The sequence below is a fragment of the Pseudomonas typographi genome (assembly GCF_014694385.1).
GTDB lineage: Bacteria > Pseudomonadota > Gammaproteobacteria > Pseudomonadales > Pseudomonadaceae > Aquipseudomonas > Aquipseudomonas typographi.
The window spans coordinates 1-25,759 of sequence record NZ_JAAOCA010000030.1 but is presented as its reverse complement, the minus strand read 5'-3'; the positions used below and the strand labels follow the sequence as shown (position 1 = coordinate 25,759).

Annotated in this window: 24 protein-coding genes and 1 pseudogene; 7 read left to right on the top strand and 18 right to left on the bottom strand. The window is 59.7% G+C overall.

Features of this window, described 5'->3' with window-relative positions; all coding sequences use genetic code 11:
* Positions 1-249: 249 nt before the first annotated feature.
* A complete protein-coding gene (locus tag HAQ05_RS20830; protein ID WP_190424096.1) occupies positions 250-1,200 on the top strand; it encodes an endonuclease domain-containing protein in 951 nt (316 codons plus the stop codon).
* Between the two features lie 144 nt (positions 1,201-1,344).
* Here the strand turns inward: HAQ05_RS20830 and HAQ05_RS20825 are convergent, their stop codons facing one another.
* From HAQ05_RS20825 to HAQ05_RS20810, 4 genes are all read right to left on the bottom strand, one after another.
* A complete protein-coding gene (locus tag HAQ05_RS20825) occupies positions 1,345-3,111 on the bottom strand; it encodes an ATP-binding protein (protein WP_190424095.1) in 1,767 nt (588 codons plus the stop codon).
* Complete coding sequence (locus HAQ05_RS20820; protein WP_190424093.1) at positions 3,101-4,279, bottom strand: hypothetical protein; 1,179 nt, start codon at positions 4,277-4,279, stop codon at positions 3,101-3,103. The genes HAQ05_RS20825 and HAQ05_RS20820 overlap by 11 nt, the downstream gene beginning before the upstream one ends.
* A gap of 1,129 nt (positions 4,280-5,408) precedes the next feature.
* Positions 5,409-5,633 (bottom strand): hypothetical protein, encoded by a 225-nt coding sequence (locus HAQ05_RS20815; protein ID WP_190424091.1) that lies wholly within the window; start codon positions 5,631-5,633, stop codon positions 5,409-5,411.
* Between the two features lie 34 nt (positions 5,634-5,667).
* Entirely contained in the window at positions 5,668-6,606 is a 939-nt protein-coding gene (locus HAQ05_RS20810; protein WP_190424089.1) for a DMT family transporter, read from the bottom strand.
* Positions 6,607-6,701: 95 nt separating this feature from the next.
* Here HAQ05_RS20810 and HAQ05_RS20805 point away from each other — a divergent pair, with 95 nt between their 5' ends.
* On the top strand, positions 6,702-7,667 hold the full coding sequence (locus tag HAQ05_RS20805; protein ID WP_190424087.1) for a LysR family transcriptional regulator: 966 nt from the start codon (positions 6,702-6,704) through the stop codon (positions 7,665-7,667).
* On the opposite strand, the gene HAQ05_RS20800 is transcribed toward HAQ05_RS20805, so the two are convergent.
* The gene (locus tag HAQ05_RS20800; RefSeq protein WP_190424085.1) at positions 7,652-8,446 is read right to left on the bottom strand and encodes an SDR family oxidoreductase; all 795 of its coding nucleotides are present in this window, start codon (positions 8,444-8,446) and stop codon (positions 7,652-7,654) included. The two genes, HAQ05_RS20805 and HAQ05_RS20800, sit on opposite strands and share 16 nt — an antisense overlap.
* Positions 8,447-8,462: 16 nt before the next feature.
* Entirely contained in the window at positions 8,463-9,362 is a 900-nt protein-coding gene (locus HAQ05_RS20795; RefSeq protein ID WP_190424084.1) for a LysR substrate-binding domain-containing protein, read from the bottom strand.
* A 551-nt stretch (positions 9,363-9,913) separates the two neighbouring features.
* Here HAQ05_RS20795 and HAQ05_RS20790 point away from each other — a divergent pair.
* Entirely contained in the window at positions 9,914-10,516 is a 603-nt protein-coding gene (locus HAQ05_RS20790; protein ID WP_190424081.1) for a glutathione S-transferase, read from the top strand.
* 161 nt (positions 10,517-10,677) lie between these two features.
* Here HAQ05_RS20790 and HAQ05_RS20785 read toward each other — a convergent pair whose 3' ends face one another.
* From HAQ05_RS20785 to HAQ05_RS20765, 5 genes and pseudogenes are all read right to left on the bottom strand, one after another.
* The gene (locus HAQ05_RS20785) at positions 10,678-11,439 is read right to left on the bottom strand and encodes an aspartyl/asparaginyl beta-hydroxylase domain-containing protein (RefSeq protein ID WP_190424079.1); all 762 of its coding nucleotides are present in this window, start codon (positions 11,437-11,439) and stop codon (positions 10,678-10,680) included.
* Positions 11,440-11,607: 168 nt separating this feature from the next.
* Positions 11,608-12,048 (bottom strand): annotated as a pseudogene (locus HAQ05_RS20780) (methyl-accepting chemotaxis protein); the annotation flags it as partial.
* Positions 12,047-13,324, bottom strand: coding sequence for a Y-family DNA polymerase (locus tag HAQ05_RS20775; RefSeq protein WP_190424075.1), 1,278 nt, complete (start codon positions 13,322-13,324; stop codon positions 12,047-12,049). The gene HAQ05_RS20775 and the pseudogene HAQ05_RS20780, both read right to left, overlap by 2 nt.
* Positions 13,308-13,739, bottom strand: coding sequence for a LexA family protein (locus tag HAQ05_RS20770; RefSeq protein ID WP_190424073.1), 432 nt, complete (start codon positions 13,737-13,739; stop codon positions 13,308-13,310). The genes HAQ05_RS20775 and HAQ05_RS20770 overlap by 17 nt, the downstream gene beginning before the upstream one ends.
* 170 nt (positions 13,740-13,909) lie before the next feature.
* The gene (locus tag HAQ05_RS20765; RefSeq protein ID WP_202988102.1) at positions 13,910-14,857 is read right to left on the bottom strand and encodes an AraC family transcriptional regulator; all 948 of its coding nucleotides are present in this window, start codon (positions 14,855-14,857) and stop codon (positions 13,910-13,912) included.
* A 79-nt stretch (positions 14,858-14,936) separates the two neighbouring features.
* Here HAQ05_RS20765 and HAQ05_RS20760 point away from each other — a divergent pair, with 79 nt between their 5' ends.
* Positions 14,937-15,689, top strand: coding sequence for an SDR family oxidoreductase (locus HAQ05_RS20760; protein ID WP_190424071.1), 753 nt, complete (start codon positions 14,937-14,939; stop codon positions 15,687-15,689).
* A gap of 57 nt (positions 15,690-15,746) precedes the next feature.
* Here HAQ05_RS20760 and HAQ05_RS20755 read toward each other — a convergent pair whose 3' ends face one another.
* Positions 15,747-16,187, bottom strand: a complete 441-nt coding sequence (locus HAQ05_RS20755) for a GNAT family N-acetyltransferase (protein ID WP_190424069.1) — start codon at positions 16,185-16,187, stop codon at positions 15,747-15,749.
* A 234-nt stretch (positions 16,188-16,421) separates the two neighbouring features.
* Positions 16,422-17,672, bottom strand: coding sequence for an MFS transporter (locus HAQ05_RS20750; RefSeq protein WP_190424067.1), 1,251 nt, complete (start codon positions 17,670-17,672; stop codon positions 16,422-16,424).
* Positions 17,673-17,772: 100 nt separating this feature from the next.
* Between HAQ05_RS20750 and HAQ05_RS20745 the strand changes: the two genes are divergently transcribed.
* Positions 17,773-18,744, top strand: coding sequence for an AraC family transcriptional regulator (locus HAQ05_RS20745; RefSeq protein WP_190424065.1), 972 nt, complete (start codon positions 17,773-17,775; stop codon positions 18,742-18,744).
* Between the two features lie 123 nt (positions 18,745-18,867).
* On the opposite strand, the gene HAQ05_RS20740 is transcribed toward HAQ05_RS20745, so the two are convergent.
* Together HAQ05_RS20740 and HAQ05_RS20735 are read right to left on the bottom strand one after the other, a co-directional pair.
* The gene (locus HAQ05_RS20740) at positions 18,868-20,016 is read right to left on the bottom strand and encodes a YbfB/YjiJ family MFS transporter (protein WP_190424063.1); all 1,149 of its coding nucleotides are present in this window, start codon (positions 20,014-20,016) and stop codon (positions 18,868-18,870) included.
* Positions 20,013-20,888 carry a LysR substrate-binding domain-containing protein gene (locus HAQ05_RS20735; RefSeq protein WP_190424061.1) on the bottom strand — a complete coding sequence of 292 codons (876 nt, stop codon included), beginning with the start codon at positions 20,886-20,888 and terminating at the stop codon, positions 20,013-20,015. Before HAQ05_RS20735 ends, HAQ05_RS20740 begins: the two co-directional genes overlap by 4 nt.
* A 662-nt stretch (positions 20,889-21,550) precedes the next feature.
* Here HAQ05_RS20735 and HAQ05_RS20730 point away from each other — a divergent pair.
* Positions 21,551-21,802, top strand: a complete 252-nt coding sequence (locus tag HAQ05_RS20730; protein ID WP_238936556.1) for a Fic family protein — start codon at positions 21,551-21,553, stop codon at positions 21,800-21,802.
* 100 nt (positions 21,803-21,902) lie between these two features.
* On the opposite strand, the gene HAQ05_RS20725 is transcribed toward HAQ05_RS20730, so the two are convergent.
* Positions 21,903-22,328, bottom strand: a complete 426-nt coding sequence (locus tag HAQ05_RS20725) for a winged helix-turn-helix transcriptional regulator (protein WP_190424058.1) — start codon at positions 22,326-22,328, stop codon at positions 21,903-21,905.
* Positions 22,329-22,430: 102 nt separating this feature from the next.
* On the opposite strand from HAQ05_RS20725, the gene HAQ05_RS20720 reads away from it, so the two are divergent.
* Complete coding sequence (locus HAQ05_RS20720) at positions 22,431-23,180, top strand: SDR family oxidoreductase (RefSeq protein WP_190424056.1); 750 nt, start codon at positions 22,431-22,433, stop codon at positions 23,178-23,180.
* Between the two features lie 306 nt (positions 23,181-23,486).
* Here the strand turns inward: HAQ05_RS20720 and HAQ05_RS20715 are convergent, their stop codons facing one another.
* Positions 23,487-24,191: an SDR family oxidoreductase gene (locus HAQ05_RS20715; RefSeq protein WP_190424054.1), complete on the bottom strand. Its 705-nt coding sequence runs from the start codon at positions 24,189-24,191 to the stop codon at positions 23,487-23,489.
* An 82-nt stretch (positions 24,192-24,273) separates the two neighbouring features.
* Positions 24,274-25,620 (bottom strand): PepSY-associated TM helix domain-containing protein, encoded by a 1,347-nt coding sequence (locus HAQ05_RS20710; RefSeq protein ID WP_190424052.1) that lies wholly within the window; start codon positions 25,618-25,620, stop codon positions 24,274-24,276.
* Between the last annotated feature and the right edge of the window lie 139 nt (positions 25,621-25,759).

Here is a 25,759-nt window from a genome sequence, read left to right as displayed (position 1 = left end):
CAATTATCCAGCACGCGCTTTCTTAGCGTAAGCGCGCTTTAAATGGTACAAGGCCATCAGAGATTGTCTTGTACGCCCGGCAAGGTCAAATGGTGAGTTTGGGCTCACAGCCGCCCCACTATAGTATGCCCGTCTGAACGCATGGGCCGACTCAATGATCCCGGCCGGTGGTACAGAGTTAACCCAAACACACCTCAGGTGACATACAGCCGCGGGCCGCCAAATGATGCGCGTGAACGGAGCAAACGCATGAAGCACCCAGGTCATCCTACTTCAGCGCCATCGTGGTATCACGACCGGAAGCAGTCTTTCATCGAGCTCGAATTCGAGAAAGCGATCGGTGATCTAGCAGATGCCATCGAGAGTGAGCATTGGTTCGGGGATGCTGAGAAACACCATCGGTTTAGGGTAGATTTCATGCTGGCGGATGCTCGACTAATCATTGAGCTTGATGGCCACGATTACCATTCGACAAAGGAGCAACTCGAAAAGGATGCGATCCGGCAACGGTACCTGTCCCGCGCCGGTTATACAGTCATCCGTTACACCGGGCGTGAAATCAATCGAGATGTTCAAACGTGCGTCGCGGAGGTCAGACAGATATATCGGGAACGCATGCAGCTAGCTCCTGCAAAATATCGAGTCATGTACGTCGACTATTCATTTCTGATGCATCAAATGCACCTGGCGCTACGATTTTATCGGGACCTTTACCCCGAAAAGTCTCTGATGCCTAAGTCGCTCGAAATGATCATTCCTCACGCGATTGCTTGGCTGCACGAAAAGTCGTTCATTACCGTGTTTGTATTTTGCCCAGAGGGCATGGGCGAGGAAATCGATCGCTTGAACGCGTTGGTGATGGAATACGAATCAGGGGAGGTCAGGTTCAATACCGTCGCTAGTGAATGGTACACGCTTGACCTGGGCGAGCACATGGAAGCCTATGCGCACCTTTTCGATGAATTCATGTTGGTCGCTGACGATCCAGTTTACGTCGCCCCCCTTCGTGCCGTTCTGCCGAAAGAACTCAGTGACAGGGCGATAGGCTCGTCCAACCACAAGTATCTCGCCAATGGCAAGCTTCTGCGTCTGGGAAATAATGAGACCTCATTCATTGGCAGCGAGTTGGTTTACGTCCTATGGCAGGACATCTGGTATGCCATTGGATCAGCATTGGGGCTAGAGCTCTACGAGCTTTAGGCGCTATTCGTAGAGGCTAATCCTCGCAAGGCTCTATCGGATGATGATCCTGACGGTAAGAACGATGGTGTCCACCAAATTTGAGTGGACACCATCGCCCCCATAGGGGGAATGGCTAAGTGACTTGGCCCGCCGCTTACCCTTCTACTTTCTCCAGCGCTCGATGACTTGCGCGAAGACTACATCACGCCATTGCGTTCTCCACTCGTTATGAACTTTTACGCTTTGCGAGTGCGGCTCAGGGACAGGTAGTGGCATCTTAATTACAGCCGGTAGTAACACGGCGTCCCCCACTACCACGCACTCACCTGGCGCTAGGTTAGGTAGAATCTCAGTAATAGCATTGGTATTATCAGGAAAGAGGCGACGGACGTAGTTCTGATCCGCGTCGTTAGTCAACCGTAAGGACACAAAATTATTGCATTGAGCGAATATCGTCTCAGAGACTTCGGAAGGCCTTTGACTAACGACCATAAGACTAAGACCGTATTTCCTCCCTTCCTTTGCGATTCGTTCAATTGATTTGCGAGAGGCACGATAAGCGGCATGATTATCGCGCGGAACGTAATTATGCGCCTCCTCACAAACTAGCATTACAGGAATATCATTCAACTTACCTTCTGCATGCTGTAACTTCGAATAATGGAAGCAAAAATCGAAGATCAAGCGAGAAATAAGGCTTACCGTTATGCTCAGGACCTCGAAGGGAACTCCGCTTAAATCAACAATAGTAACATTTGACTTGTCAAGGTAGCCGACAAACTGCTTCATCAGCACTTCAAAATCTTCAGTTACATGTGCCTCGCCGCCTGCCCTCTTCGCATTTAGAAGGAATCTAAGACGTTTATCGGAAAGTTTCGCCTCCAGCCGGGAAGCGAACCTATTGAATTCTCCATTAAAGGGTCCACTGGTTGCTTTGGTCGCAACCGCAGTAGAATTGACAATAAAGTCTTGGACTTTGTCAAAGTAAATCTTTCGATCAAGAACCAACTCTCCGGTCGATAGCTTGGGCTTATCTTCCCCGGGCAGTCGCCCTATAACCTCTCTATTAAGATTCTCAATAAAAAAGTACACCTCCCTTATCGAAAAATAAACCGGCGTATCATATGTAACTTCTGGAAGATCAGGATTATACTTCTCCTTATTCAACACCACAGCATATTTAAACTGACTAACCTGATTGTGAGAGTTGGACTCATTACTCTCGATAAACATACTCTCCAACTCTTCCGAATTCATTAGCCAATACGGAAGCTGCAACGAATCAATATCAAGCCTACTCAAATTAAAAGACTCATCCTTATCTAGAGTAAACGCCGCAGCATACTCGTCATGTATATCAAATATAACGACGTGCGAGTTATTTTGAGCCCCTTTATTTTTATTGCCACGCTGAGATATCCCCACAACACTCTGCAATATACTCGCCACAGCGCATGACTTACCAGAGCCAGTTGAACCAACAACGGCAATATGCTTGCTAAAAAATCTGTTTCCATTAATCATGAAATCAATGGACTTATTCATCGACAACTTCCCCAGCGGAAAGTCATGCTCACCGTCCGCAGTGAATATCTTGTCTAATGTATCTTCTTCCGCAATAAATGCGTGTTCAGTAGGAACTGGCAGAAGGAGGCTACTGCGATCAAATGTCTTATCATCAATCAAAGTCCCAATTGCTTGACACTCAATCTGAAAGCTCCATATCGGCTTTCCATCTAAGCCAACATTATTAGAGCCCTTAATATTGCGGATAGTTGCAATTGTGAAATCATGATTACCTTGGGCAATTTTCAAAAAACGCCCAACCTGAAGTCCTTCTTTATGTTTCTCGAATATTTCCAGGCCATCCACCGCAACTATTACGGCTTCAGGTGCACACGACAGAACAGCTCCGATCTTAATAGGCATTACTGATCCCCATGATGTATTTCATCTCTTCAAAATGTTCAGCACCTAAAACTTCAACGTTTACGTCCTTCACATCTAGATCCATGAGCTCACCATCTCCGAGCACAAACAAATCATCTGGTTTTGTTTTAAGAGCAAGACCTTGATAACCCCTCAAACAAATAAGCCTGAGGACAAACTCTTTCTTATCCCTTTGAACTATCGGTTCACGAAAGAAATTGACTTCAGAGAACGCCCTAACAGGCCGCCCTAGATTTGGTACGACATCTTTGCCCATCAGGCGCTCTGCGATATCATCCAGTTGATCTTCGGATACATCCAGTGCAAAAAGGGGAGTTTGCGTATGCACCAACTTAAAGTGAAACTTGTCTACATACGACTTAATAAATAAAACAATTTGATCATCAAAGCATTGCAGAAACTTAGGAAATACCAACAGATGTCGCAATCGAACATTTGCACCTAAATTCTGTTTAAGCTGCTTACGTCGTGTATCTAGGATTTTGTGCCGTGTTTTCAGTGCAAGAGTCCATTGAGACACGGCTGTAGTTCTAATCCTTCGCAACGTATCCAAAAAGTCTCTTCTGGCTATTTTTCTTAAATTCGCGTCATGTTTTATACTTAAATCCGCGATAATCTGAATAGCATTCGGATAAAACAAAGTTTCGACCTCAGCTTTACTGAAGCCAAGAGCCTCGAGTTGATCAGAGTTTTCCTTCGCAAGATCTTCATATTTAGGCGTAACAGTAACAGAGAAGGCTTTTAAAAAACCATCAACATCGACGCCAGCAACATCAGCAATTAAGACTTGCAAGTCCTTGTTTTGAGAGCCAAGCGCACCATTCAGGTGAACAGAAGTTACTTCAACCACCTGATCACCGGGAAAATGAACAAATAAGTGATATTCTATTTTCGCCATCGGGTTGGATTTGAAGTGCTTCATCATCTGAAGAAGTGGATCATAGAGTATACTTGGCGTGTAGTTTTTTTTAGTCTCATGATACTTACACTGTATCGCCTTGAGGCCATCATAAGTCGCTACTTCAATATCCTCAACAATTCCCTCGACAGTGATAACAGCGTCGTCCGCTGCCTTCAGCAGCTCAGACAGCGTATGATTAAACTGATATAAAAATCCCTGAATAGTATAATCTGCCGAACGTCCCATGTTGACCTCTACTGATTTTAGATCACGAAGCTATCAGCATTCACATTACGTGTCACTCCGCACCAGATACGCCACCCCGGTACCAGATCACGGATGGCTGGTCGCAATCGGAATGGCACATTTCTGGATGTCGCCTCCGGTGACTATAAGCAGCTCTCTACCAATCGTGGTTAGGACGCGTTTAGGTCAACTCTGATGCAACCATTAGGCAGATAGAACGCAAACGAGTGGTCAAGTGGACTGCAATTTCGCACGGTATTCCAACTGGCATTCTAAATAAAAAATTAATCCGTCATTAATGTTATAAATCAATAGCTTAATGAGTTAATTCAACTTACCCCGGCGCGCGCAAAAAACCCAGCATTACCACGCGCTGGCTAATCCCCTAGGGTTAGGCGGTCATGCCCGTGAGCAAGCCGGCCGCCCCCAGGGAAACCGCTCGCTGAATACCAGAGCTACCTGCCCCTTCAGGAAGTTTTTCAATCACCCAGTAATCCGCAGTGTCGACATTGGTGTAGTTGCCTCGCTCAATACGCCTTACTACGCGCACCTCGCCGTCCACCGACAGGCGCCCGACACGTAGGATAGTTCAACCCCATCAATATCGCCGTAGCCGATACCAGTTGCTCGCCCACCAATCCGGTACGCACCCGGCATCGAGAATCCGCGCCCTATGCGGCCGGCTTGGCGTGACCATCATATGGGCAACCACATCCAGTTACTTTGCGCAGCCCCCAATGGCCGGCGTATTCCTCGCCGAACGCAGTGCCCACATAGCGCTCTGCCCCCCATCGTAAAAGACCCGCAGTTCTTCCTTCTCACCGTCGCGCCGGTGCGATGCGGTCACCAATTCACTTTTCTCTACCGTACGTTTCATTGTTGCTCTCCCAGTTGGCGCAGCAACGCGTCAACCAACACCGACGGTGCTTCGTAACGGGCATCTAGGTGCATGCACCGGCGATCCTATCGGGTGCGCTGACCACCACGCGTATAACTTGAGGCGGCGGTTCGAACAACGCCCGGATGTATTTGAGCGGTAAACCGGCAATAAACGAAACCAGGAGGGTGGCGTTTTGAGCGACAACCCGCCCAGCGCCCGGTAACCCAGGGGCATTTACGGTGAGCACGATCAGTTGGAACTCATCGACGACCTGCTATGCCGGTCTTGCAGCCCAGCCTGCGTGACCCTAGCCTGCGCAGCGCCGGAGTCCCGGTGGCTGAGCAATAGGTTGCGCCTGGACACCCTGGCGGTAAGCCCCCGCTGGGCAATGGCCACGCCCAAGTGGCCAAAGCCGACAATGCCGATGCGGGTGGGCAGCACTTGAGAAAGCGCCTTGCAGCCAGTTCTATCCATAGCGACTTGACCATCGGAGTAGTAAACAGCAGCATCACCTCCCGGACACCGGCCGGGACGCCCCCCCGGCGCGGCGCAGGGTCAGCACCTCCAGCACGCTCACGCCGAGGATCCCGATCAGTACCAGCACGGCCCCGCCTACAAACCACCGGTCCATCACGTCATTGAGCACCACCACGCTAAGAGCCACGCCGGCCACTGGGGTCAACAGTTGCAGCACAGACAGGCGTGACGCCAGGTATCGGGTCAGCAGCCAGTACCAGCCCAGGAACGTTCCCAGAACCAGGACCAGGGTTTGGAACGTCAGGTTCGCAACCACCGCGCGATCCATTTCAAACGTCGAGTGGCCCATGATAAAGGTCACCGGGAAAATCAGCAGTGTCGCGATGCTTACCTGGTAGAACAGGGTTTTTTCCGGCCGTGCATTGGCCAGCGCCGATGTACGCACCGCGATGGTGGTTGCGCCCCATGCCGCCCCGGACAGCAGCCCAAGCCCATCCCCCAGCAAGGTATTGCCCTGGCCGCCCTCGCCGCGGCCTATGAAGGTGATGACAATGCCCAGAAAGGCCAGCACCACAAAACACCATTGGCTGGCGCTCAGGCGCTCTTCTTCACGCAGAAAGTGCAGGCCGAAACTGGCAAACAGGGGGCCGGTATACAGGAATAAAGTGATATGGCTGGCGCTGCTATAGCGCAGGCCTTCGGCAATGAAAATCGACTCCAGCGCCACCAGGATGCCCACCAACACACCCGCACCGGCAGTCTTGTCGCCGAACAGCGCGGCGCCCTGGCGGTACCACAGGTAGCCGCCCAGTATCAGCGCGGAAATAGCGTATCGAATGGTCAGTTGCATCAGTGGGTCGAGCCGCGGTGCCGCGAGCTTGATCAAGACTTGCTGCCCTCCCCACAACAGGCACAAGACCATCATCGTGGACACGGAAAAGACATCGAGGGATTTGCGTTCGTCGAGCATCGCCATTGACCTTGAACCACAACGTTGAAGAGCGTGGGGCCAAGGCTATGCGCATCGCCTCTGGCAAGTAATCGATGTTTTGCTAAGGTGCTTGCATGAAACTCAACCTGGAAAACCCCCGTCGGCTGCCGTCTCTGAGCGCCTTGCGTGCGTTTGAGGCAGCCTCTCGTTGCCGCACGCTCACCGAAGCCGCGCAAGCATTGTGCGTGACCGTAGGGGCGGTGAGCCGGCAGATCCGCCAGTTGGAAGACGACTTGGGCGTGAGCCTGTTTCATCGCACCGCCAACGGCGTAACACTCAATGAAACGGGGCAACGCCTGGCGCGGGACGTGTCGAAAGCCTTCTCGATGTTACTTATGGCCACCCAGGCCGTGCGCCCGCAGGCGGGCGCCAGCATCGTACTAACCTGTACGATTTCCATCACCAGCCACTGGCTGAGCAAGCGCCTGCCGGGAATCACCGCCAGTGCCGCCGGCGCCATCGCGCTGACGATCGACCCTAGCTCAGAAGTGCGCGACCTTGACCATGGCGATGCCGACCTGGCGATTCGCTACAACCCTCGCGAGCGCCCCTTAGCCCACTCGGCGCTGCTGTTGGAGGACATGTTTTTTCCGGTCTGCAGCCCAGCCTACCTGAGCAGCCTGGGCACTGTTCGCGAACCGCTGGAGCTGGTGGGCGCGCGGTTGGTCCAATCACCTTGGTATCACCAGGACCGCTTGGGCAATGCAACGTGGGACGACTGGTTCGCCGCGGTGGCCGGGTGTCACACGCATACAACGCCAGCGTTGTCGTTCAGCGGGGTGGGCTACGCCATGCATGAAGTGACGCACAATGGCGGGGTGATCATCGGCAGCTCTGCACTGCTGCATGACGAATTGGCGGACGGGCGCCTAGTGCCGGTCTTCGGCAGCCGCCGTCGGCTCACCTCGCCCTACGAATACCGGCTTGTCTGGACACAATCGGCGCATCAGTCACGTGCCCAGCAACAATTGATCAACGGTTTGTTATGGGCGGCCGGACAGCCGCCGGTTTTCCCCACTGCGACTCACACACCGGGGTAGGCGCCACCGTCCATATCAATGACCGCCCCCGACAGGTAGGAGGCTTTGTCGCTGGCGAGAAACAGCGCCAGGTCGGCCACCTCTTCGGCGCGGGCGAACCTGCCTATCGGTATCAGCGCCTGCTGCTGGGCCATTACCTGTTCGAGGCTTTGCCCGCTGCGCTGGGCCATCCGCGCCAGAGTGGCCTGGGTGCGGGGCGTCAGGGTAAATCCGGGGTTGATCACATTGATGCGGATGCCTTCTCGGCCATAGGCCTGTGCCAGGCCGAGTGACGCCAGAATCAACGCTGCATTGGCCGCGCCGCCGGTGATATGTTCCGGCATTGCGACCTTGCCGCCGATGCCGACGATATTGACCACCGCCCGCAATGTCGGATGCGCCTGGCCGAGAAAGTGAGCGAGCACCGCATGCTGGGTGTTGATATAGGGGCAGAACTTGGCGTTGAGCGCTTCCAGATAATGCGCCGGTGTGAGCTGGTTCACTGGATGCCTCGCGGCGGCCCCTGCGGTGTTGACCAATACGTTGATGGCGCCATGCTGCGCGATGATCGCTTCGATGGTCGACTGCGCCTGGTCGGCCTGTGCCAGGTCGCTGGCGAAGCAATGCAACGTGAGCCCCGCCGCTTCACATTCCAGACGCGCCTGCTGCAGGCGCCCCTGCGACCTCGAAATGATCGCCACCCGCGCACCTTCAGCGGCGAATGCCTTGGCGCAGGCCAGGCCAATACCCGAGCTACCCCCTGCGACCACCACCAGGCGTTGTTGAAGCGCCAAATCCATGATGGCTATACCTCCTTCAGGCGTTTTTTTCCAGTTGCCCAAGGTAGCGTTCCACCTCCCCGTGCAGCCAATGAGAGAACTCGCGCTGCTTGGTTTCCGAGCTTTCCCGTGGTGGCCACACCAGCCAATAGGGATAGGCATAGGGTGCGCTGACGTCGCTCAACTGGACCAGCTCTGCGCGCGCGATGGCGTCGTGCACCAGGCTGCGGCGTTCCAGCGTGATGCCCTGCCCCAGGCGCACCGCTTCCAATACCAGGTTCGAGTCATTGCTACACAAGCCCTTGCGCTCGCTACCCATCTCAATGCCGGCCGCCTGGCACCAGGGCAGCCAGGACTCGGTGTTGTAGATGATCTTGCTTTCGACGATCTGCCGGGGGGTTTGCGGCAGGCGCCCGCCATTGAAATGAGGGGCGGCGACCACCACCACTTCATCATGGAACAACAGCTTCTGCTCTACCCCTTCCCAATCGCCTTTGCCCATGCGGATGCCGATATCCACCGACTCCTGGTGCAGGTTAGAAATATTCAGGCTGGCTTGCAGGCGAATACTGGTACCTGGGTAAAGCTGTTGAAAACCCGGTAGCCGTGGTAACAGCCAGGAACGGCCGAACGAGGGCAATACCGCCACCACCAACTCACCCATCTTGGGTTGTGCCTGGATCAATCGCGTGGCCTCGGCAATATCCCCCAGGGCTTTGCGGATCTGCAGCGCGTACAGCCGCCCATCCTCACTCACCCGCAAGCCACGGCCTTCACGCACGAAAAGGGTCAAGCCGACAATATCCTCCAGTGCCTTGATCTGCTGGCTGATGGCCGAATGTGTGACGTGCAGTTCCTTGGCAGCCAAAGTGACACTTCCCAACCTGGAGGTGGCTTCGAAACTGCGTTGGCAAGCCAACGGAGGGAATGCGCTCATGTAAGTTACGCTAACCTGTCATGGTAAAAATTATCAATATCTTAAAGATTTAACTCGTTATAAATTAACCTCAATTTAACAATCCTGCGAGCCGCCGCCGTGTTTTCGTTCCACCGCCGCCGCCCAACGAACCGCGGAGCTGTCTCGATGAAAACCCGATCATGGAACACAGTGGCTGGACCCGCTGCATCGCCCAGGTCCCCCAGGCATTGCTGCGCAAACGGCCCTAGATCGAGATTCGCGGAAAGGGTTGGTGACCAAGAATCACTACTCTCTTTTTGGCTGGAATAGCAGCCCTATGTCGTCGCGTTGAGGGGTTGAGGGACGCCACTGGATTATGTGCCGAGGTGCCGATGTTTGCCCCGAACATGGGTATTTCACTCAACTTGCACCGAGCCTGATCCTGTTGGCGGGCGAGGGAGAAATAGAGCTGTTCGTGGCCCCCAAAACAAAGGCCGGCGCCACTGCCCCTAAGCTGCTGTTTATTTGTGCAAGTACCTCAAGCAACCGCACTGCATGTTGAAATTTACCCTGACGTAAATGGAGGCTTCATGAAACTGGTAGGCATGCTGGACTCGCCCTACGTGCGCCGAGTAGCAATTTCCCTGGATCTGTACGGCGTCGGTTTTGAGCATCAACCGCTCTCGGTGTTCAGCACCTACGAGCAATTTGCCAGGATCAACCCGGTGGTCAAGGCGCCAAGCCTGGTGCTGGACGATTCGACCGTGTTGATGGACTCAAGCCTGATCCTCGATTACTTCGAAGCGTTGGCGCCAGCCGACAAAAAATTGCTGCCACAGCAGGCCACCGCGCGCGCCCAGGACCTGCAACTGATTGGGCTGGCCCTGGCGGCCTGTGACAAAACCGTACAGATCGTCTACGAGCACAACCTGCGCCCTGCGCAGAAGCTCCACGAACCTTGGCTCGACCGGGTGACTGGGCAACTGCTGGCGGCCTACTCGGTCTTGGAACAGCGCTTGGCCCACTCCCCCCGCGAAGCCTTGACCCAGGGGGCCGTGACGGCCGCAGTGGCCTGGTCCTTCAGCCAGTTCACGGTCGCGTCAGTGGTTAATGCCGATGCGTTTCCCCAGCTGCAACACCACACCAAGCGCCTCGAAGAGCACCCAGCCTTCAAGCGATACCCTATCGAGTGACGCAACCATTGAGCGCCACGTTGCTTTTCAGCGTCAGGCAACCGCCATCGCTGTTGGGCCACTGACGACGTAGGTGCCTTGGGGCGCCCTGCTGCCGAAGGCGCGCGGGGCTTAACTGGCCTTACCGGTTGTTTTACGGGCGGTTGCGCCAGCAACGGGGGTTACTGGTCGTCAAAGGCCCTTTGTTCCCAGGCGCGGTGGTTTTTGCGTGCATCCTGGATAAACGGCGACAGTTGAATAAGCTTCAGCACCACCCGATTCAGTAACCTGCCTGGCCGGTCCAGCGGGCGCTCGATATCCAGAAACAGCACCACCCGCATCCCATCGGTATCGTTCCATACCTGATGGCGGTAGGTATCGTCGAACACCAAACACTCGCCCAGTTGCCAATGCCTGGTTTCTTCCCCGACTTGAATACGGCACTGTTCCTGGGGTTCAGGAATGATCAACCCCAGGTGCACCCTGAGTAACCCGTTGTAGGGCCCGCGGTGGGGCGGAATATGCTTGCCAGGGCTGAGAATGGAGAAAAACGCTGTGGTCATGCCTGGGATCGACTCCACGATACGCGTGGTTTCGGGGCAGGCCGCACAGTTGCCGTCCATCTTGTAACCGTAGCCATAAAGAAAGTACGTTTTCCAGCGATCGTCCTGGGTAAGGCGCTGCTGGTCTTTGGAAATATCCTGGAAGTTGGGGATGCTGCTCGAACGTTTCAGAACCGCATTTAGCTCCTGCAGCAGGGTAGGCCATTGCTCTTGCAGTACCTGAATCCCCGGGATTTTTTGTGGATCGAAAAAAGGCGTGGTGCCAACCGTCGAATGGCGGCGGATGAAGTTTTCCAGCCGTTTGATCACCCACAAACCCGCCGCTACGCTAGGGCGATGTTTACGCTTGGGTTTAGGTGGCGCAGCAGAGCATTTATCCATTTAACCTGTCCGGGGCAGTAGCAAGAGCCTGGAGCACACTACAGGATGTGAATAGGGGTGAAAGCCCCAGGTCCGCGCAACAAGCAGTTACTGAAAGTGTAACAATATGAAAAGAAAGAGCTACCGGGTTACCGCCGGTTAGCCTTTACCTTCGGGGGCCTGCCCGCGCTACACCTTGAAGCGGGCAAGCAAACGATGCAGGGCTTCGGCCATCTGCACCGGGTCATCACTGACCCGAACGGTGCTCGTTGCCTCGGTCGCATTGTGTCCACTGAGGGATTTAATCTCCCGCGTGTTGCGCTCCACACCTTCCACACGGGATTGCTGCTCGGCGGCAGAGGCTATTTGGATGTTGTGCTCAATGATCTGATCCATGCTGCGGGTGATCATTGAAAATATATCCGCGGTACGCGTGACCTCTTCCACCGCGGTACTGGCGCTGGCGTGGCTGCCACGGATGGTGTCGACGGCATTACTGACCTGCGCCTGCAACCGGCTGAGCATGCGGTGGATATCGGCCGTCAACGCGTGGGAGCGAATCGCCAAACTGCGCACCTCATCGGCGACCACCGCGAAACCCCGGCCCTGCTCTGCGGCCCGTGCGGCTTCACCGTACCCGCATCAATTGGTCTAACCGTGTCGTATAGCTCTGGCTCATCAACCCCCGCCGCATTGCCCACGCTGGGGCTGCTGGCACCGCCGCCGAGCGCAGCGTTCCCCTTCCCCATCTCTCGTTGATCGCATCCAACACCCCCATGACCCGCTCAGCCGCCGCGGGCTGCGATACCGCGAACAGGTCGTCGGTGTACTCGCCGCGCTGGCACAGGTCCAACAGCATCACCTCGGCCTTGCTGTAGCGATAACCCGGGCGGTACAAGCGCTCCAGCGCGTCGCAGGCCGCCCGGGTCATCAGCCGGGTGTCGTCGGTTGGGTACGGTAGGTTCACCATGACGCCCTTGGCATATTGGGCCTCGTCGGGGTTGAACAGGCCGGTGCGGATGGCCACGCGCATTTTCTTGCACAGCGAACGCTGGCTGCGCAGCTTCTCGGCGGCGCGAAAGGTGTAGCTGGCCACCGCCTCACGGAGGGGCGCCAGCTCGCTGAGGCGGTCGCCGAACATGCGGCTGCAGCAAATCTCCTGGCGCGGCGGGTCCACCTCTTCTAATGCCAGGCATGATGTACCCATCAGTTCGCGGATGGTTTTCTCCAACACCACGCTGAACTGCAGGCCCAGGTTGCGCGCGTCGGCATTGGCCAGGTCCCAAGCGGTTTTGATGCCCAGCGGCTCAAGGTGCGCCTTCATGCGCCGGCCGATGCCCCACACCTCACCCACGTCGCAGTGCTTGAGCACCCACTCGCGGGAAGCCTGGGCCCGCAAGTCGACCACGCCACCGGTTTGCGTTTGCCAGGTTTTCGCAGCGTGGTTGGCCAGCTTGGCCAACGTTTTGGTGCCGGCGATGCCGACCCCCACCGGTATGCCGGTCCATTGCCTGACCCGGGCGCGGATGGCGCGGCCGAGCTGATCGAGGCTGCCCGCCATGCCTGTCAGTTCGGCGAAGGCTTCATCGATGCTGTACACCTCCAAACGCGGCACCATGCCCTCGATCACGGTCATCACCCGCTCGCTCATCTCACCGTACAGCGCATAGTTCGACGAGAACGCCAAGATGCCGTGCCGGCGCAATGTATCGCGCACCTGGAAGTACGGCTGGGCCATCTTCACAAAGGGTTTGGCCTCGGCCGAGCGGGCGATCACGCAACCGTCGTTGTTGCTCAGCACCACGATGGGCGTGCGTGCGAGGTCCGGCCGGAATACACGCTCGCAACTGGCGTAGAAGCTGTTGCAGTCGATCAAGGCGAAAACAGCCTCAGGCTTTTGGGTCATGGCTGCGCACGCTGAACGTCACTACGCCCCAAATCTGCAATTCGTCGCCATCGAGGATGTACCTCGGCGGGAAGCGACGGTTCTCCGAAAGCAGTGCTACTTCCTGGCCACGCCGGTGCAGGCGCTTGCACAGCGGTTCGCCGTTGATAGCAGCGATCACAATGTGGCCGTGGGCCGGCTCGATCGCCCTGTCCACCACCACCAAGTCGCCGTCGAAGATGCCGGCGCCGACCATGCTTTCGCCCTCGATGCGCACCAGGTAGATATGCGGCGCCCGCAGGTTCAGTAGCTCATCCAGGGAGATGGCGTGCTCCAAGTGATCGGTGGCCGGTGACGGAAAACCTGCCGGCACGCGGAACGAATAGACCGGCAAGCGCGCCGAGCTAAGTGAAAGGGGGCCAAGGATGGTGATCATGAAGGCAACTGCATAACTGTATTGATATACAGTTAACCTGTTGTGCCCGCGTGGGGTCAACGGGCCGGGGGGACAAAAACGATAGATGGCATAGGTGCGTATAGGGTTTGTACAAGGGTGCCGGTCGCCAGTATAACGTTACGGCTGAGGTCGCCGCCCGAACACACACTTCAGGGCAACTCTCCATGGGCCTTGGCCGTAGCGTATCGCCCCGGCGCAACGCCAACGTGCCGGGTGAAGGCGACGCCGAAGGTGCTCACCGAGCTGTAGCCGACGCGCGAGGCGATTTCGGCGATGGCAAGCTCACCGGTGCGCAGCAGTTGTTTGGCAATCGCCATGCGCCACGCGAGCAAGTACTCCATCGGCGCCATACCGACCGTGCCGCCGAACCGCTCGAAGAACGTCGAGCGTGACATGGCTGCCTCGCCAGCCAGTTGGGCGACCGACCAGGCCTTTGCCGGCTGCTCGTGCATGCGCCGCAGCGCCAATGACAGCTTGGGGTCGGCCAAGCCGCGCACCAGCCCTGGGGAGCCCGCCGTGTTGCTCGTCGAGCGCAGGGCCTCGATCAGCAGCACTTCAAGCAGGCGCGCCATCACCATCTCCCGTGCTGGCCGATCGCTGCGCGATTCATCGCCCACCAGTTGCACCAGCGTGGCCAGGCGCGGCTCGTTGCTGACATGCACCCACTGCGGCAGCAACGACACCAACAGCGCTGCGTCTGGCGAGCCGAATACGCAATGGCCAACGAGCATGCGTACATCCACGGCGCCGTCTGGGTCGCCGATGCGCGCACCGCCAGGCATCGGGGTGATGGCCGTGGTGAGGGTTTCTTCTTCGTAAGGTGGCTGCCGGTCCAAGCTCGAGGTGGCGAAGCCGCGCGCAGCCGGGATCAACACGAAGTCTCCCGGCTTCAGGGTGAGGGTGTGGTGAGCGCAAGCACCGTCGATCATCAAATGGCAACGGCCTTCGAGCACCACGAAGTAATACGGCCGGCCCGTCTCGGCCCGGCGCACTGCCCAAGGGGCCGACGCGATCACAAGTTTGGAGAAAGGCGCCGTGGGCTGTAGCAGCGCCACCACCTCCGCCAGTGGGTCGACCATGCTGGACGATCTCGACAAGAAAACAGACGTTCAAACGTATCAAGTCCGGCTGGCGCGTTCTATCGTGAGGGCGTCAATCATCCACTGGAGGTTGCCGATGGCGACCACCCCCACTGCCCTGATTACCGGCTGTTCGTCCGGCTTCGGGCTTGAGACTGCTCGATATTTTCTGGACAAAGGCTGGCGCGTCGTCGCTACCATGCGCACGCCTGACGAGAGCCTGCTACCCCGCTCGGAGCGCCTGCGGCTGCTGCCGCTGGACGTGACAGACGCCGAGAGCATCCGCCGCTGCATCGATGCCGCAGGGCCCATCGATGCGCTGGTCAACAATGCCGGCGTTGGCATGCTGGCGCCCCTGGAAGGGGTCGAATTAACTGAGGTGCGCAAGGTATTCGAGACGAACACCCTTGGCACTATTGCCATGACGCAGGCCGTACTGCCGCAATTCCGCCAACGGCGCGCGGGCGTAGTGGTGAATGTAACGTCGAGCGTGACGCTTAAATCCCTGCCGCTGCTGGCGGTGTACACGGGAAGCAAAGCCGCGGTGAATGCGTTCACCGAGTCACTCGCGCTGGAATTGGCCCCCTTTGGCATCCGCGTGCGGGTGGTGCTGCCGGGGCGCGCGCCCTCCACGCGCTTTGGCGAAAACGCCCACCTGCTGACGGGCGACAGCCTGCCGGAGGCTTATGCGCAGTTCACCCAGCGTGTTTTCGAGGCCGTGCGCAGCACCTCGACACCGATCACCCAGGCGCAGGATGTCGCCGAAGCGGTGTGGCGGGCAGTCACAGACCCCCTGGCGCCGATGCGCATTCCCGCAGGCGCCGATGCCGTGGCACTCAGCGAGGCATAACCGGGCTCATTGAGTGGCCCGTGCGCTGGCTCCCACCGCACGGGCACTCTCGCCGCCTTAGCGTGAATAGATATCGGGGCGGTGCACTTGCCACAGGTAATTGGGTTGGTTAACAGGCGTGAAGCCAAGCTTTTCGTACAGCCAAGGGGCGGTTGTGGTCGCCAGTAATATGCGCCTCAGTGACTGGGCCTCCGGTACGCCCAATAACGTTTCGGACAGCCGGCGCCCCAGCCCCAACCCACGGTACCGAGCGCCGACGAATACATCGCAGAGATAACCAAAGGTGGCAAAATCAGTCACTAATCGAGCGAAGCCAACCTGTTGCTGCCCATCGTAGGCGCCCGCGCACAGGCTGTTGGCAATACTGGTCTCGACACGGCCCCGGGAAATGCCAGCCGCCCAACTCGAGGTGCTCAGGAACGTGTGAATGAAGGTAATATCCAAGCGCCCTTTTTCCAACGATAACGCGATAGCGCCGGCACTGCTATTGCTGTCCATAATGCCTCTGCTTGAGTACCCGGTTATCTCGTTTACGGTAAATCCCCGTTGATACGGCGCCGAGAGAGGAACCTGCATCGTCAGCCGGCTTTGATTATAGGGCTGCTACCGCTTACCTGTGCCTTCGCCCAGCGATCCCTACATAACGCCAACTGGCCATGGTGTGGCTCGCGGTGCCCAATGCCCGTTTTTTCAAAAGGGTGGAAGCGGTGGGTGCTGCCTTATGGTCCACTGTTAAAGATGTAGCGTAGGACTAGCCCCTGCGCCGTGCCGCGGGGCTTCGACCTTGACCCGCAGCGCGATCAGCAGCGCCGCGAGCAGCATCAGCGTTCCACCAACGATAAACACACCTGCTATGCCGCTGAAGGCGAACATCGCGCCCCCCGCAGCGGCCCCGGCGGCGATGGACGATTGCACCGAGGCTACGACCATACCGCCTGCGCTTTCCGCCTGATCGGGCACCGAACGCGCTACCCAGTTCGACCAGGCCACCGGCACGCCGCCGAAAGCCATCCCCCAGATCGCCACCAACAACGCCTGCCCCGTGACAGAGGCAGGCAGCAGCACCAACGCAAACGCCGCCACGCCGACCAAGCCAGGCATCAATGCCAGTGTCCCGCGCAAACTGCGTTCCATCAGCCAACCGGCCAGCAGGGTGCCGGCGAAGTTCGCCACCCCGAACCCCAACAACATCAGCGCCAGCCCGTCTGCCCCAACGCCCGCGGTGCTTTCCAGGAACGGGCGGATATAGGTGAACAGCGCGAAGTGGCCCGTGTGTGCGAGTACGCAGCCTAGCATTCCCACGGCAATGCCAGGGCGCAACAGCAGGTCCAGCACTGTTCTGAGCCGTGCCGTTCTGCGTGCTGCCATAGGCGGCAGCGTGAACCACTGGAAGGCCAGCGTCACCACCCCTACGGCGGCAGCGGCCACGAAAGCACTGCGCCAGCCATACAACCCGCCCAGGTAACTACCCAACGGCACTGCGACGACGGTGCCCACCGCAATGCCGCTGAAGATAATCGACAGCGCGCGAGGAAGCAGCGCTGCAGGTACAAGGCGCATCGCCACCGCCGCCGCCATGCTCCAGAAGCCACCCAGGGCGATGCCGAGCAGTACCCGCATCGCCAGCAGCACCGCCAAGTTGGACGATAAGGCCACCAGTACATTGGAGGCGATCATCAACAGGGAAAAGCCCAGTAATACCACCCGCCGGTCGATCCCGCGTGTCAGGCTCGGTACCAATAAGCCGGCAAACAGCGCCACCACTGCGGTGACGGTCACCGCTTGGCCCGCCAGCGCCTCCGATACCCCCAATCCGGCAGCCATCGGCGTCAGCAGGCTGGCCGGGAGGTACTCTGCCGTTAACAACCCGAACACCCCCATCGCCAGCGAGAACACCGCCATCCAGGCCGGCGACGCCGGCGCTATCGCGGGTGCGTTGCCCTGGCTGGGGTCGCCTACCGCATCACAAACACAGTCACTCATCGCAAAACACCCTTAGAAAACCATCAAAACCGGATTCTAGGCGTGAAAAACGGGATGATCTATGATAGAAAATCTCCAATATTTGATTGAAACCCCGAAAATGGCTGCCCCAGATCCATTCGCCCTATCGTCCGACCTCATCAGCGAACTGCTGACCGGCATGCGCCTGCGTGGCGTTCAGTACCGCCGCATTGAAACCGGCCCCTCCTTCGGCCTGAGTTTCGGGGCCAAGCCCGGGCATGCCTACTTCCATTTTCTCGCCGTCGGCGCTGCCATCCTGCGCACCGACGACGGCACCCTGCACCCACTCACGGCTGGCAATGCTGTGTTCATACCCCAGGGCGGAGCTCACCAGCTTGTGTCCAGCCCGGACCTCCCGGCCCAGGACATCGGCAGTTTCGAAGCGGCCCCGCTAGGCGACACCGTGTGCGCGGTCAATGCATGCCCCACCAGCGGCATCACCCCGAGCACTATCCTTTTTTACGGGTGCATGGCGTTTGACCTTGGCGGCATGCAGGGCCTTGGCCGGCTGATGCCTGGCCTGATGGTGGTGGATGCCACAGGCGAGCGCTATCCAGGGCTTCTGCCGATCCTCGCCGCCATGAAGCTCGAAATCTGTTCCGGGCGCATCGGCTTCGCCGGCATCCTTGCACGGCTCGCGGATGTGGTGGCGTCGATGATCGTGCGTGGCTGGGTCGAATGCGGCTGTGATAACGCATCTGGCCTGGTGGCCGCGCTGCGCGACCCTCGGCTCGCCCGCGCCATTCTGGCGCTGCACCGCCATCCAGGCCGCGACTGGACCGTGGCGGAGTTGGCGGCGCAATGCCATACCTCCCGCTCGGTGTTCGCCGAACGCTTCCAAGCCACCATCGGCACGCCGCCACTACGCTACGCCACCGAGCTGCGGATGCGCCTCGCCAGCCAGTGGCTGACCCAGGACAAGCAGCCTATCGAGGCCGTGGCGCAGCGCCTCGGCTACACCTCCCAGTCCGCCTTCAGCCGCGCCTTCAAGCGCATCATGGGGGTGCCGCCCGGCGCTAGCAGGCACCTGCCCCCGCTGGCCAGTGGGTGAGGCGCTTGCTCGCATCGACCGCTTCGCTGGATCGCGTCCAATGTGATGTAGCGGCGTACGGAGCCTCGACGGCTTTGATGTTGCTCCGGTTTTTCTTCAGCCGACACGGTGCTTCGATCAGCGCTAAAGGCGAAGGCTTACCAGCGCAGCCAGCAACAATGCGGCGCTGGCTGCCAGCAGGGAACTGGCGAAGGTGTGGCTGTGCCCCCGCAGCGTCTCGGCCAGCACGGGGCCTGCGATTTGGCCGACGCCGTAGACAAGGGTCATCGTCGCCAGCAAGTTCGTTCCCGCCTGGCGTGCGATGCGCTGTGCGGCGGGCATGGCGATGGTGACAGTGCCCATGAACGTCCCGCCAACGAGCAAAGCGCTCAGCACATAGCTGGCAGCCGACGGGGTTAAGGCAGGCAGTGCCACCCCCAGGGCTTGAAGAACGAGGTTCAACTGCAGCGCACTGCGGGTGCCCAACCGTTCGTGGATGCGGTGCCATAAGAAGCAAGAAGGCACGGCGCCCAGGCCGAACAGCGCCCAGACGTGGGCTGGGTTCAGATCGGGCAACACGGCGTGAACCAGCAGCGGCAGGTAGGTTGCCGTCACAATGTATCCCAGGCCCGCCAACCCGTAGATCGTGACCAGTGGCCACGCCGACACCGATGGCGCCGTCGAAGGCCCGGGCGGGGTGGCAACGCCCTGGGTTTCGCTGGCGCTGGCGATCAGGCCAGGTGCTGCCGCCAGGCCGATGGCCAGGGCCACCAGGCCCAACATTAACCACATGCCGGCGCTGCGCAAGCCGGCATGCGCCCCCAGCACCAGCAGTTCGGCCGACAAGGCGATGCCGATGCCAACGCCGGCATACAACAGCGGTGCGCCCCGCAAATGCCCTCGGTGCTGCAACAGCCACAGCGATGCGGCCACCATCGACAGCGCGCTGAACGCCCCGGCCAAGCCGCGCACCGCGACGATGGCCCAAATAGGCACCGGCAGTGCCAACACCGCCAGGCAGATGGCCGTGCCGATGACCGACCATAGGCACAGGCGATGCGCATTGCGCGCCTGCGCCCGAACCGCGAGGAGCGCACCGAGAAGATAGCCGGCGTAGTTGGCCGAGGCGGCAAAGCTGCCTGCGCGTAAGCTGAGCACACCGTCTTGCAGCATATGTGGAAACACGGCGGTGAAGGCAAAGCGGCCGAAACCCATGCCCACGGCCATGACCAATGCAGCTTCAGCAGCAGAGCGCAGATTCCGCAAATCCGCTGATCGAATAAAGGCGGTCATTTGCCGGCCTCGCCCAGTTGATCCAGCAAGTGGCGAAACGCAGGCACGTCGTATCCTTCACGCCACACCAGCAGGGTATCGGCACGCCCTGCGGGCAGCGCCTTCATGGCAGTGGGCACGCTCTGCAGCTTGAGTACGCTCGCGGGCAGCAACGTCACGCAACTGCCCGCCGCGACACAGGCGATCATGGCATGGTAGGACGCCATTTCCTGCACCTTCCATTCGGTCGAGCCGGCAACCCCCAACACATCCTCGGCGATACTGCGATAGACGCACCCCAGGGGAAACGCGGCCAAGGAGCGCGTACGCACGTCGGCGGCACGGCACACAGCCGATTCGCTGGCAGGCAGCAACAGCCGCAGGTCTTCGCGCCAGGCCGGCGCCGCCGCCAGCCCTAGTTCACCCAGCGCGCTGGCCCCTGCGAATGACGGCGGCAGTGCGACGAAGGCACAGTCCAGCCTGCCGGTTCGAACTTGCTCAAGCAGTGGCCGCGATGGGCCGGTGATGAGTTCCAGCCGCGTCGTTGGATAGCGCGCGTGGTAACCGGCCAGCAGCGATGGCAAGCGGCTGGCGGCGGTGCTTTCCATGCTGCCGACGCGTAGCGTGCCGCCCTCGCGCCCTCCCGTCACCACGTGCCTGGCCTCGCTCTCCAGCGCCAGCAGCCGGCGCGCGTAATCAAGGAAGCGCTCACCCGCCGTGGACAACGCCATGCGTTTGCCTGTGCGCACGAACAGCTCGGTGCCGATATCGGCTTCCAGTTGCTGGATGCGGGTGGTGACGTTGGAGGGCGCCCGCCCGAGCCGCGTTGCCGCATGGGTAATGCTCAACTCGGCCGCCACCGAGCAGAAGATCTTGAGCGATTCCGAGTCCATTATATTCTCAAATAAGGAATGTACTGATATTTATATTACTTAAAACAGAATACAAATGACTCGTCAAGGACGTCGGAAAACCAAACGCCGTGAATGCCTTCCAGCCGCGCCTGACCCAGTGCGGGCGCGAGCACTACCGGCGGCGCCCCATACCTCGCAAGTGAGAACGCTTTTCGGCGGAACATCCCCCATGGGTGATCCATCCGTCGGGGCATATAAGGGCGCCTTAATAGGGATGCAGGCCGCTGTCGGGGCGCCCGGCATTGCGGTAGCTGGCATTGCTCACGGACTCAGCGACGGTGGGCCAACCTAAATCATGCGTCCCTGCTCATTGCCCCTAATTACGGGCCGGCAAGGGTTCCCTGAACCGGTAACCGTACAAGTAGATCGGTGTACCATCACCCAGCGCCGGAGCCTCAGTACGTGCTCGCCCGCACTACCGCCCGGATTTGCCGATCCAGACAGAGAAGCCCTTGAGTCGTTATCAGCCCCCGTGAACCCTACACCCCACATACTCTCGTTGGTCTCGGAAGTCAGCGAGCAGGTGGGGCGGCTCTAGCGCTTCGAGAATCGGAGCTCACCCCCACCTGCACCGTGGCAATCGCATTTGCACCATCCAGGCCTCGCTGGCCATCGAAAACAACACCCTGAGCCTTGAGCAAGTGACCGCCGTGCTTGGTGGCAAGCGTGCCCTCGGACTGCCCCGCGAGATTCAGGAAGTACGTAATGCCTTTGCTGCCTACGAAACGATGGCAGGGTGGCGGCCCGGTTCCCGCGTGCATCTATTGCAAGCCCACGGCATGCTCATGTCTGGGTGGCTGGATGACGCAGGTGAGTTTCGCCGTGGCGGTGTAGGCATTTATCGTGGGCTATACCGCACCGGCGCCGAAACCTGGGGGGTGCTGGGCCGGTGAAGTTAATCCGGTTGCTGGTTTCGGTTGTGCTTTTGCGCGGGCTAAAAGCCGAAGCCGGCAGCGTCGTCAAAATAGCGCTGCCTACCGCCGGGGCGCTCCACTAGTCGCCGCCCTTTGGGGCACTGCGTTCACCGGCCAGATCGGCACCGGGGTAACCCTGGGCCAGCCCCTGGCCATGGCTGCGCATCCAGCCGGCCAGTGAATCGAGGGTCGGCCGTAACGAGCGGCCCAATTCGGTCACTTGGTATTCCACCCGCGGCGGTACCTCAGCGTATACCTTGCGCCGAACCAACCCTCGCCGCTCGAACAAGCGCAACTGCCGCGTCAGCTCTTTCTGCGTGATAGGGGCCACCGCCCGTTGCAGTTCGCTGAAACGCACAGGCGCGCCAATGACGATCAAGCGGTACAGGATGGGAATGGCCCACTTACCCGACACCAGGTTAACGAAGCTCACCATCGGGCAGCGTTCGCCCGTATCGGCGGGTACGGGAGGTGGTGTGTGCGAGGGGGACAGTGGCGGTGCCATAAGCTCCATTAGCCTAGTTAGTATCCAACAGGTGCCTACTATACAAAGGATACTACTGGGAGGAATACTGGCTTTTCGATGAATAATCACGGAAAGCACACCATGAACCGGCTACGCGATAAGTTTGCCCTCATCACCGGCGGCACCAGCGGTATCGGCCTGGAAACCGCGCGCCAATTCATGGCCGAAGGCGCCACCGTGGCCGTCACCGGCCGCGATGAAACCGCCTTGGAATGTGCGCGGCAGGCACTGGGCAAGGCGGCGCTGGCGATCCGCTGCGATGCGGGGGCCATCGATGAGCAACACGCGCTGGCGCAAGCACTGGCCCGCCAGTGGCCCCGGCTGGACGTGCTGTACATCAATGCGGGCGACGTCACTCACTTGCCATTGCAAGCATGGGACGAGGCTCGCTGGGATCGGCTTATGGCGACCAACCTCAAAGGGCCGTTTTTCCTGATCCAAGCGATGTCGTCGCTGCTGGCCGACCCCGCATCGGTAATACTCTGCGGCTCGGCCAGCGCCCATATCGGGCTGGCGCAAAGCAGCGCTTACGCGGCCAGCAAGGCCGGCTTGCTGTCGTTGGCCCGCACCTTGTCGGCTGAACTGCTGGCACGCGGCATCCGGGTCAACGGTTTGAGCCCCGGCCCGACTGAAACCCCCGCGTTGGCCAAGCTGGCACCTACACCCGAGCAACAGCAGGCCCTGCGGGCGCAGGTCCGTGCACTGGTGCCCATTGGCCGTATGGGCACGCCCTGGGAACTGGCCAAGGCCGCGGTTTTTTTGGCATCCGACGAATCGCGCTTCGTCGTTGGAACGGAGCTGCTGGTCGATGGTGGCGTCGCCAGCTTGTAACCCCGTAGGCACGCTATGCGTGGCAGGCCGATGGCTTGCACAACTGCTACCTTTCGGCCGGGTTTGCCAGCCGCCGCCCCGGCAACTTGTGCGCCCTTGCTGGGTAGTGCTTCAGCCGTTGGCTGCGCAATTTTGAGAGTACCTTTTGCAGCCGGGTTGGGTTGCCGCTACTGGCCATAGCCCGCGATGCCTCGCCACAAAACACAACCGTCAATGCGTGTGCGAACGCCTGAAACACCACATCCGCGCAGCGCAGCGGGATGAACGAAAAGCCAAACGCTACTCTCCCCCGCCTGGCCCACCGCGCTAGACCGAGCGCGTCAAACCGCCATCCACCCGCAGGTTCTGCCCGGTGATGTAGGCAGCACCGTCGCTTGCCAAAAACGCCACCGTGGCAGCGATTTCCTCGCGAGTGCCGTAGCGCTTGAGCGGCACGCTGGCACGGCGCGCATCGGTGGCTGGAAGGCTGTCGATCCAGCCGGGCAGGATGTTGTTCATGCGAATGTTGTGTTCGGCGTAGCCGTCGGCGAACAACTTGGTAAAGGCGGCGAGCCCCGCGCGAAACACTGCCGAGGTCGGAAACAAATCGATGGGTTCGAACGCCCAGGCGCTGGAGATATTGATGATCGCCCCACCTTGCTGCGCCTGCATGATCGGCGCCACCAGCCGGCTGGGGCGGATGACGTTCAGCAGGTAGGTGTCCATGCCTCGGTGCCAGTCCTCGTCGCTGATCTCAAGCAGTGGCGCCCGTGGGCCATGCCCCGCGCTGTTGACCAACACATCGATGCGGCCCCAGCGGGCCATGACCTTTTCTACCAATTGGCCCAGGTCTTCGGTGGATTGGTTGGAGCCGGTCACGCCAACGCCCCCTAACTGTTCAGCCAGCACCTGGCCCTTGCCGGATGACGACAGCACGCCCACCCGGTACCCGTCGGCGGCCAGGCGTTGCGCGGCAGCGGCGCCCATGCCACTGCCACCGGCGGTGATGATTGCGACTTTTTCGATGGCCATACTCGTGAGTTCCCAGGGCAGATTATGAACAGGCCCGCAGGCCCGGTGTAGTGTTCAGACGTTCGCACGGGGGACTGGCGGGCTATGGCGCCAGCGCCGCCGGTACACCGCGCTGGCGCAGGCTCAACCCTGCATCAAAAGCCAGCAGCAACACAAGGCTGGCCCCCATCACCGGCAGGCACAGGCCGAACAACCCGGCGGCCGCCACCACAGCCAGGCGGCCCCGCCCGGGCAGTTGCCGCCAACTGGCCAGCAGCGTGGGGCCATGGCCGAGTGCCGGGCGCCGGCGCCACCACATCAGGTAGCCCAGTACCACCATCACCGAGAGCCCCAAGCCGGTGGTCACCAACAGCAGTTGATTGGCCAGACCGAACAACGTGCCCATGTGCGCATCGATGCCCCAGCGGGTGAGTTTGGCCGCCAGTGGAAACCGCGCAAACTCAGTGTGGCCCACGATTTCAAGGGTGGAAGGGTCGAGCGCCACCGCATCGACCTGGGTCGGCCAGCTACGGTCTATCTCATTGACCACCCAGGCCGTGTTCGCCGCCAAGGCCGGGCGGATCTCGACCTTGCTGGCGTCGATACCAGCCGCGCGGGCGGCAGCCAATACCTGGTCGAACACCTGAGGGTCGAGCGCCATCGGGGCGCCATCCATGGCCATGTGGTGCTCGGCGTGTTCACCGCCCATGGCCGTGCCGCCGTGGGCGTGGCCGAGTTGGGTATTCACACTGGGGGTCGCCCAGCCGAATTGCGCGCGCAGCACGCCGATGTTACCCCCCGCGTATTGGGACCACGTAAGCCCTGTGGCCGAGAAGAACAAAAAGCCCAACAGCAGCCACAGGCCACTGCTGGCATGCAGGCCGCGCAGCCCACCCTGGCGGCCAGCGCCCGGCCGTTGCCACCACAGCCACACACCGCCCAACGCCGCCACCCACAGCCACGACGCCGCCAGTTCGCTGTACAAGCGGCCAACGTCACCGAGCAGCAAACCACGGTGGAATTGGTCCAGCCAGGTGCGTAACGGCAACACGCCGCTTGTGCCGTATACGGCCATGTCGCCGCGCACTTCACCGTTCACCGGGTCGATAAATACCGCGCGGTGCTCCGAGGCGCCGTAGCCGGGGGCGCTAAACATCACCCGGGTGGTGCTACCCTCGTCCACGGCCGGGCGCACGGCGGCCACCGCCAGGTTGTCACCGACCCGGGCCTGGGCCAGCCGCACCTGCCGCGCCAGGGTAAGCGCCGGGCCACGGGCGTCGGTGTGCAGCGCGCTGGCATACAGCCAGTTCTCTAGCTGCGGGGTGAGCGCGTACAGCACCCCACTCAGGGCGGCAACCAACAAAAACGGCCCAACGAACAGGCCAATATAAAAATGCAAACGTTTAAGCAGCGCCGCCCAAGCGGTACGCTGCGCAGAAATAGCAGGCATGGTGGGGCCTTCCTCACAAGTGACAGGTCAGGTAAATGAACGGCCAACCGAGGGAGGTCAGGGAGCTTGTGGATTGAGCGCCGGTAACGCCTGGCGCGGCGGGCGCAGGGGCTGATCCGGGGCATGGGGTGGGCATTGC

Bases quoted from the DNA above. Each gene is read 5' to 3' on its own strand.
- HAQ05_RS20720 (WP_190424056.1), top strand. From the start codon at position 22,431: ATGAACCGGCTACGCGATAAGTTTGCCCTCATCACCGGCGGCACCAGC.
- HAQ05_RS20745 (WP_190424065.1), top strand. From the start codon at position 17,773: ATGGCTGCCCCAGATCCATTCGCCCTATCGTCCGACCTCATCAGCGAA.
- HAQ05_RS20785 (WP_190424079.1), bottom strand. From the start codon at position 11,439: ATGGATAAATGCTCTGCTGCGCCACCTAAACCCAAGCGTAAACATCGC.
- HAQ05_RS20790 (WP_190424081.1), top strand. From the start codon at position 9,914: ATGAAACTGGTAGGCATGCTGGACTCGCCCTACGTGCGCCGAGTAGCA.
- HAQ05_RS20740 (WP_190424063.1), bottom strand. From the start codon at position 20,016: ATGACCGCCTTTATTCGATCAGCGGATTTGCGGAATCTGCGCTCTGCT.
- HAQ05_RS20810 (WP_190424089.1), bottom strand. From the start codon at position 6,606: ATGCTCGACGAACGCAAATCCCTCGATGTCTTTTCCGTGTCCACGATG.
- HAQ05_RS20830 (WP_190424096.1), top strand. From the start codon at position 250: ATGAAGCACCCAGGTCATCCTACTTCAGCGCCATCGTGGTATCACGAC.
- HAQ05_RS20800 (WP_190424085.1), bottom strand. From the start codon at position 8,446: ATGGATTTGGCGCTTCAACAACGCCTGGTGGTGGTCGCAGGGGGTAGC.
- HAQ05_RS20715 (WP_190424054.1), bottom strand. From the start codon at position 24,191: ATGGCCATCGAAAAAGTCGCAATCATCACCGCCGGTGGCAGTGGCATG.
- HAQ05_RS20825 (WP_190424095.1), bottom strand. From the start codon at position 3,111: ATGCCTATTAAGATCGGAGCTGTTCTGTCGTGTGCACCTGAAGCCGTA.
- HAQ05_RS20815 (WP_190424091.1), bottom strand. From the start codon at position 5,633: ATGGATAGAACTGGCTGCAAGGCGCTTTCTCAAGTGCTGCCCACCCGC.
- HAQ05_RS20770 (WP_190424073.1), bottom strand. From the start codon at position 13,739: ATGATCACCATCCTTGGCCCCCTTTCACTTAGCTCGGCGCGCTTGCCG.
- HAQ05_RS20760 (WP_190424071.1), top strand. From the start codon at position 14,937: ATGGCGACCACCCCCACTGCCCTGATTACCGGCTGTTCGTCCGGCTTC.
- HAQ05_RS20735 (WP_190424061.1), bottom strand. From the start codon at position 20,888: ATGGACTCGGAATCGCTCAAGATCTTCTGCTCGGTGGCGGCCGAGTTG.
- HAQ05_RS20795 (WP_190424084.1), bottom strand. From the start codon at position 9,362: ATGAGCGCATTCCCTCCGTTGGCTTGCCAACGCAGTTTCGAAGCCACC.
- HAQ05_RS20710 (WP_190424052.1), bottom strand. From the start codon at position 25,620: ATGCCTGCTATTTCTGCGCAGCGTACCGCTTGGGCGGCGCTGCTTAAA.
- HAQ05_RS20775 (WP_190424075.1), bottom strand. From the start codon at position 13,324: ATGACCCAAAAGCCTGAGGCTGTTTTCGCCTTGATCGACTGCAACAGC.
- HAQ05_RS20725 (WP_190424058.1), bottom strand. From the start codon at position 22,328: ATGGCACCGCCACTGTCCCCCTCGCACACACCACCTCCCGTACCCGCC.
- HAQ05_RS20750 (WP_190424067.1), bottom strand. From the start codon at position 17,672: ATGAGTGACTGTGTTTGTGATGCGGTAGGCGACCCCAGCCAGGGCAAC.
- HAQ05_RS20820 (WP_190424093.1), bottom strand. From the start codon at position 4,279: ATGGGACGTTCGGCAGATTATACTATTCAGGGATTTTTATATCAGTTT.
- HAQ05_RS20805 (WP_190424087.1), top strand. From the start codon at position 6,702: ATGAAACTCAACCTGGAAAACCCCCGTCGGCTGCCGTCTCTGAGCGCC.
- HAQ05_RS20755 (WP_190424069.1), bottom strand. From the start codon at position 16,187: ATGGACAGCAATAGCAGTGCCGGCGCTATCGCGTTATCGTTGGAAAAA.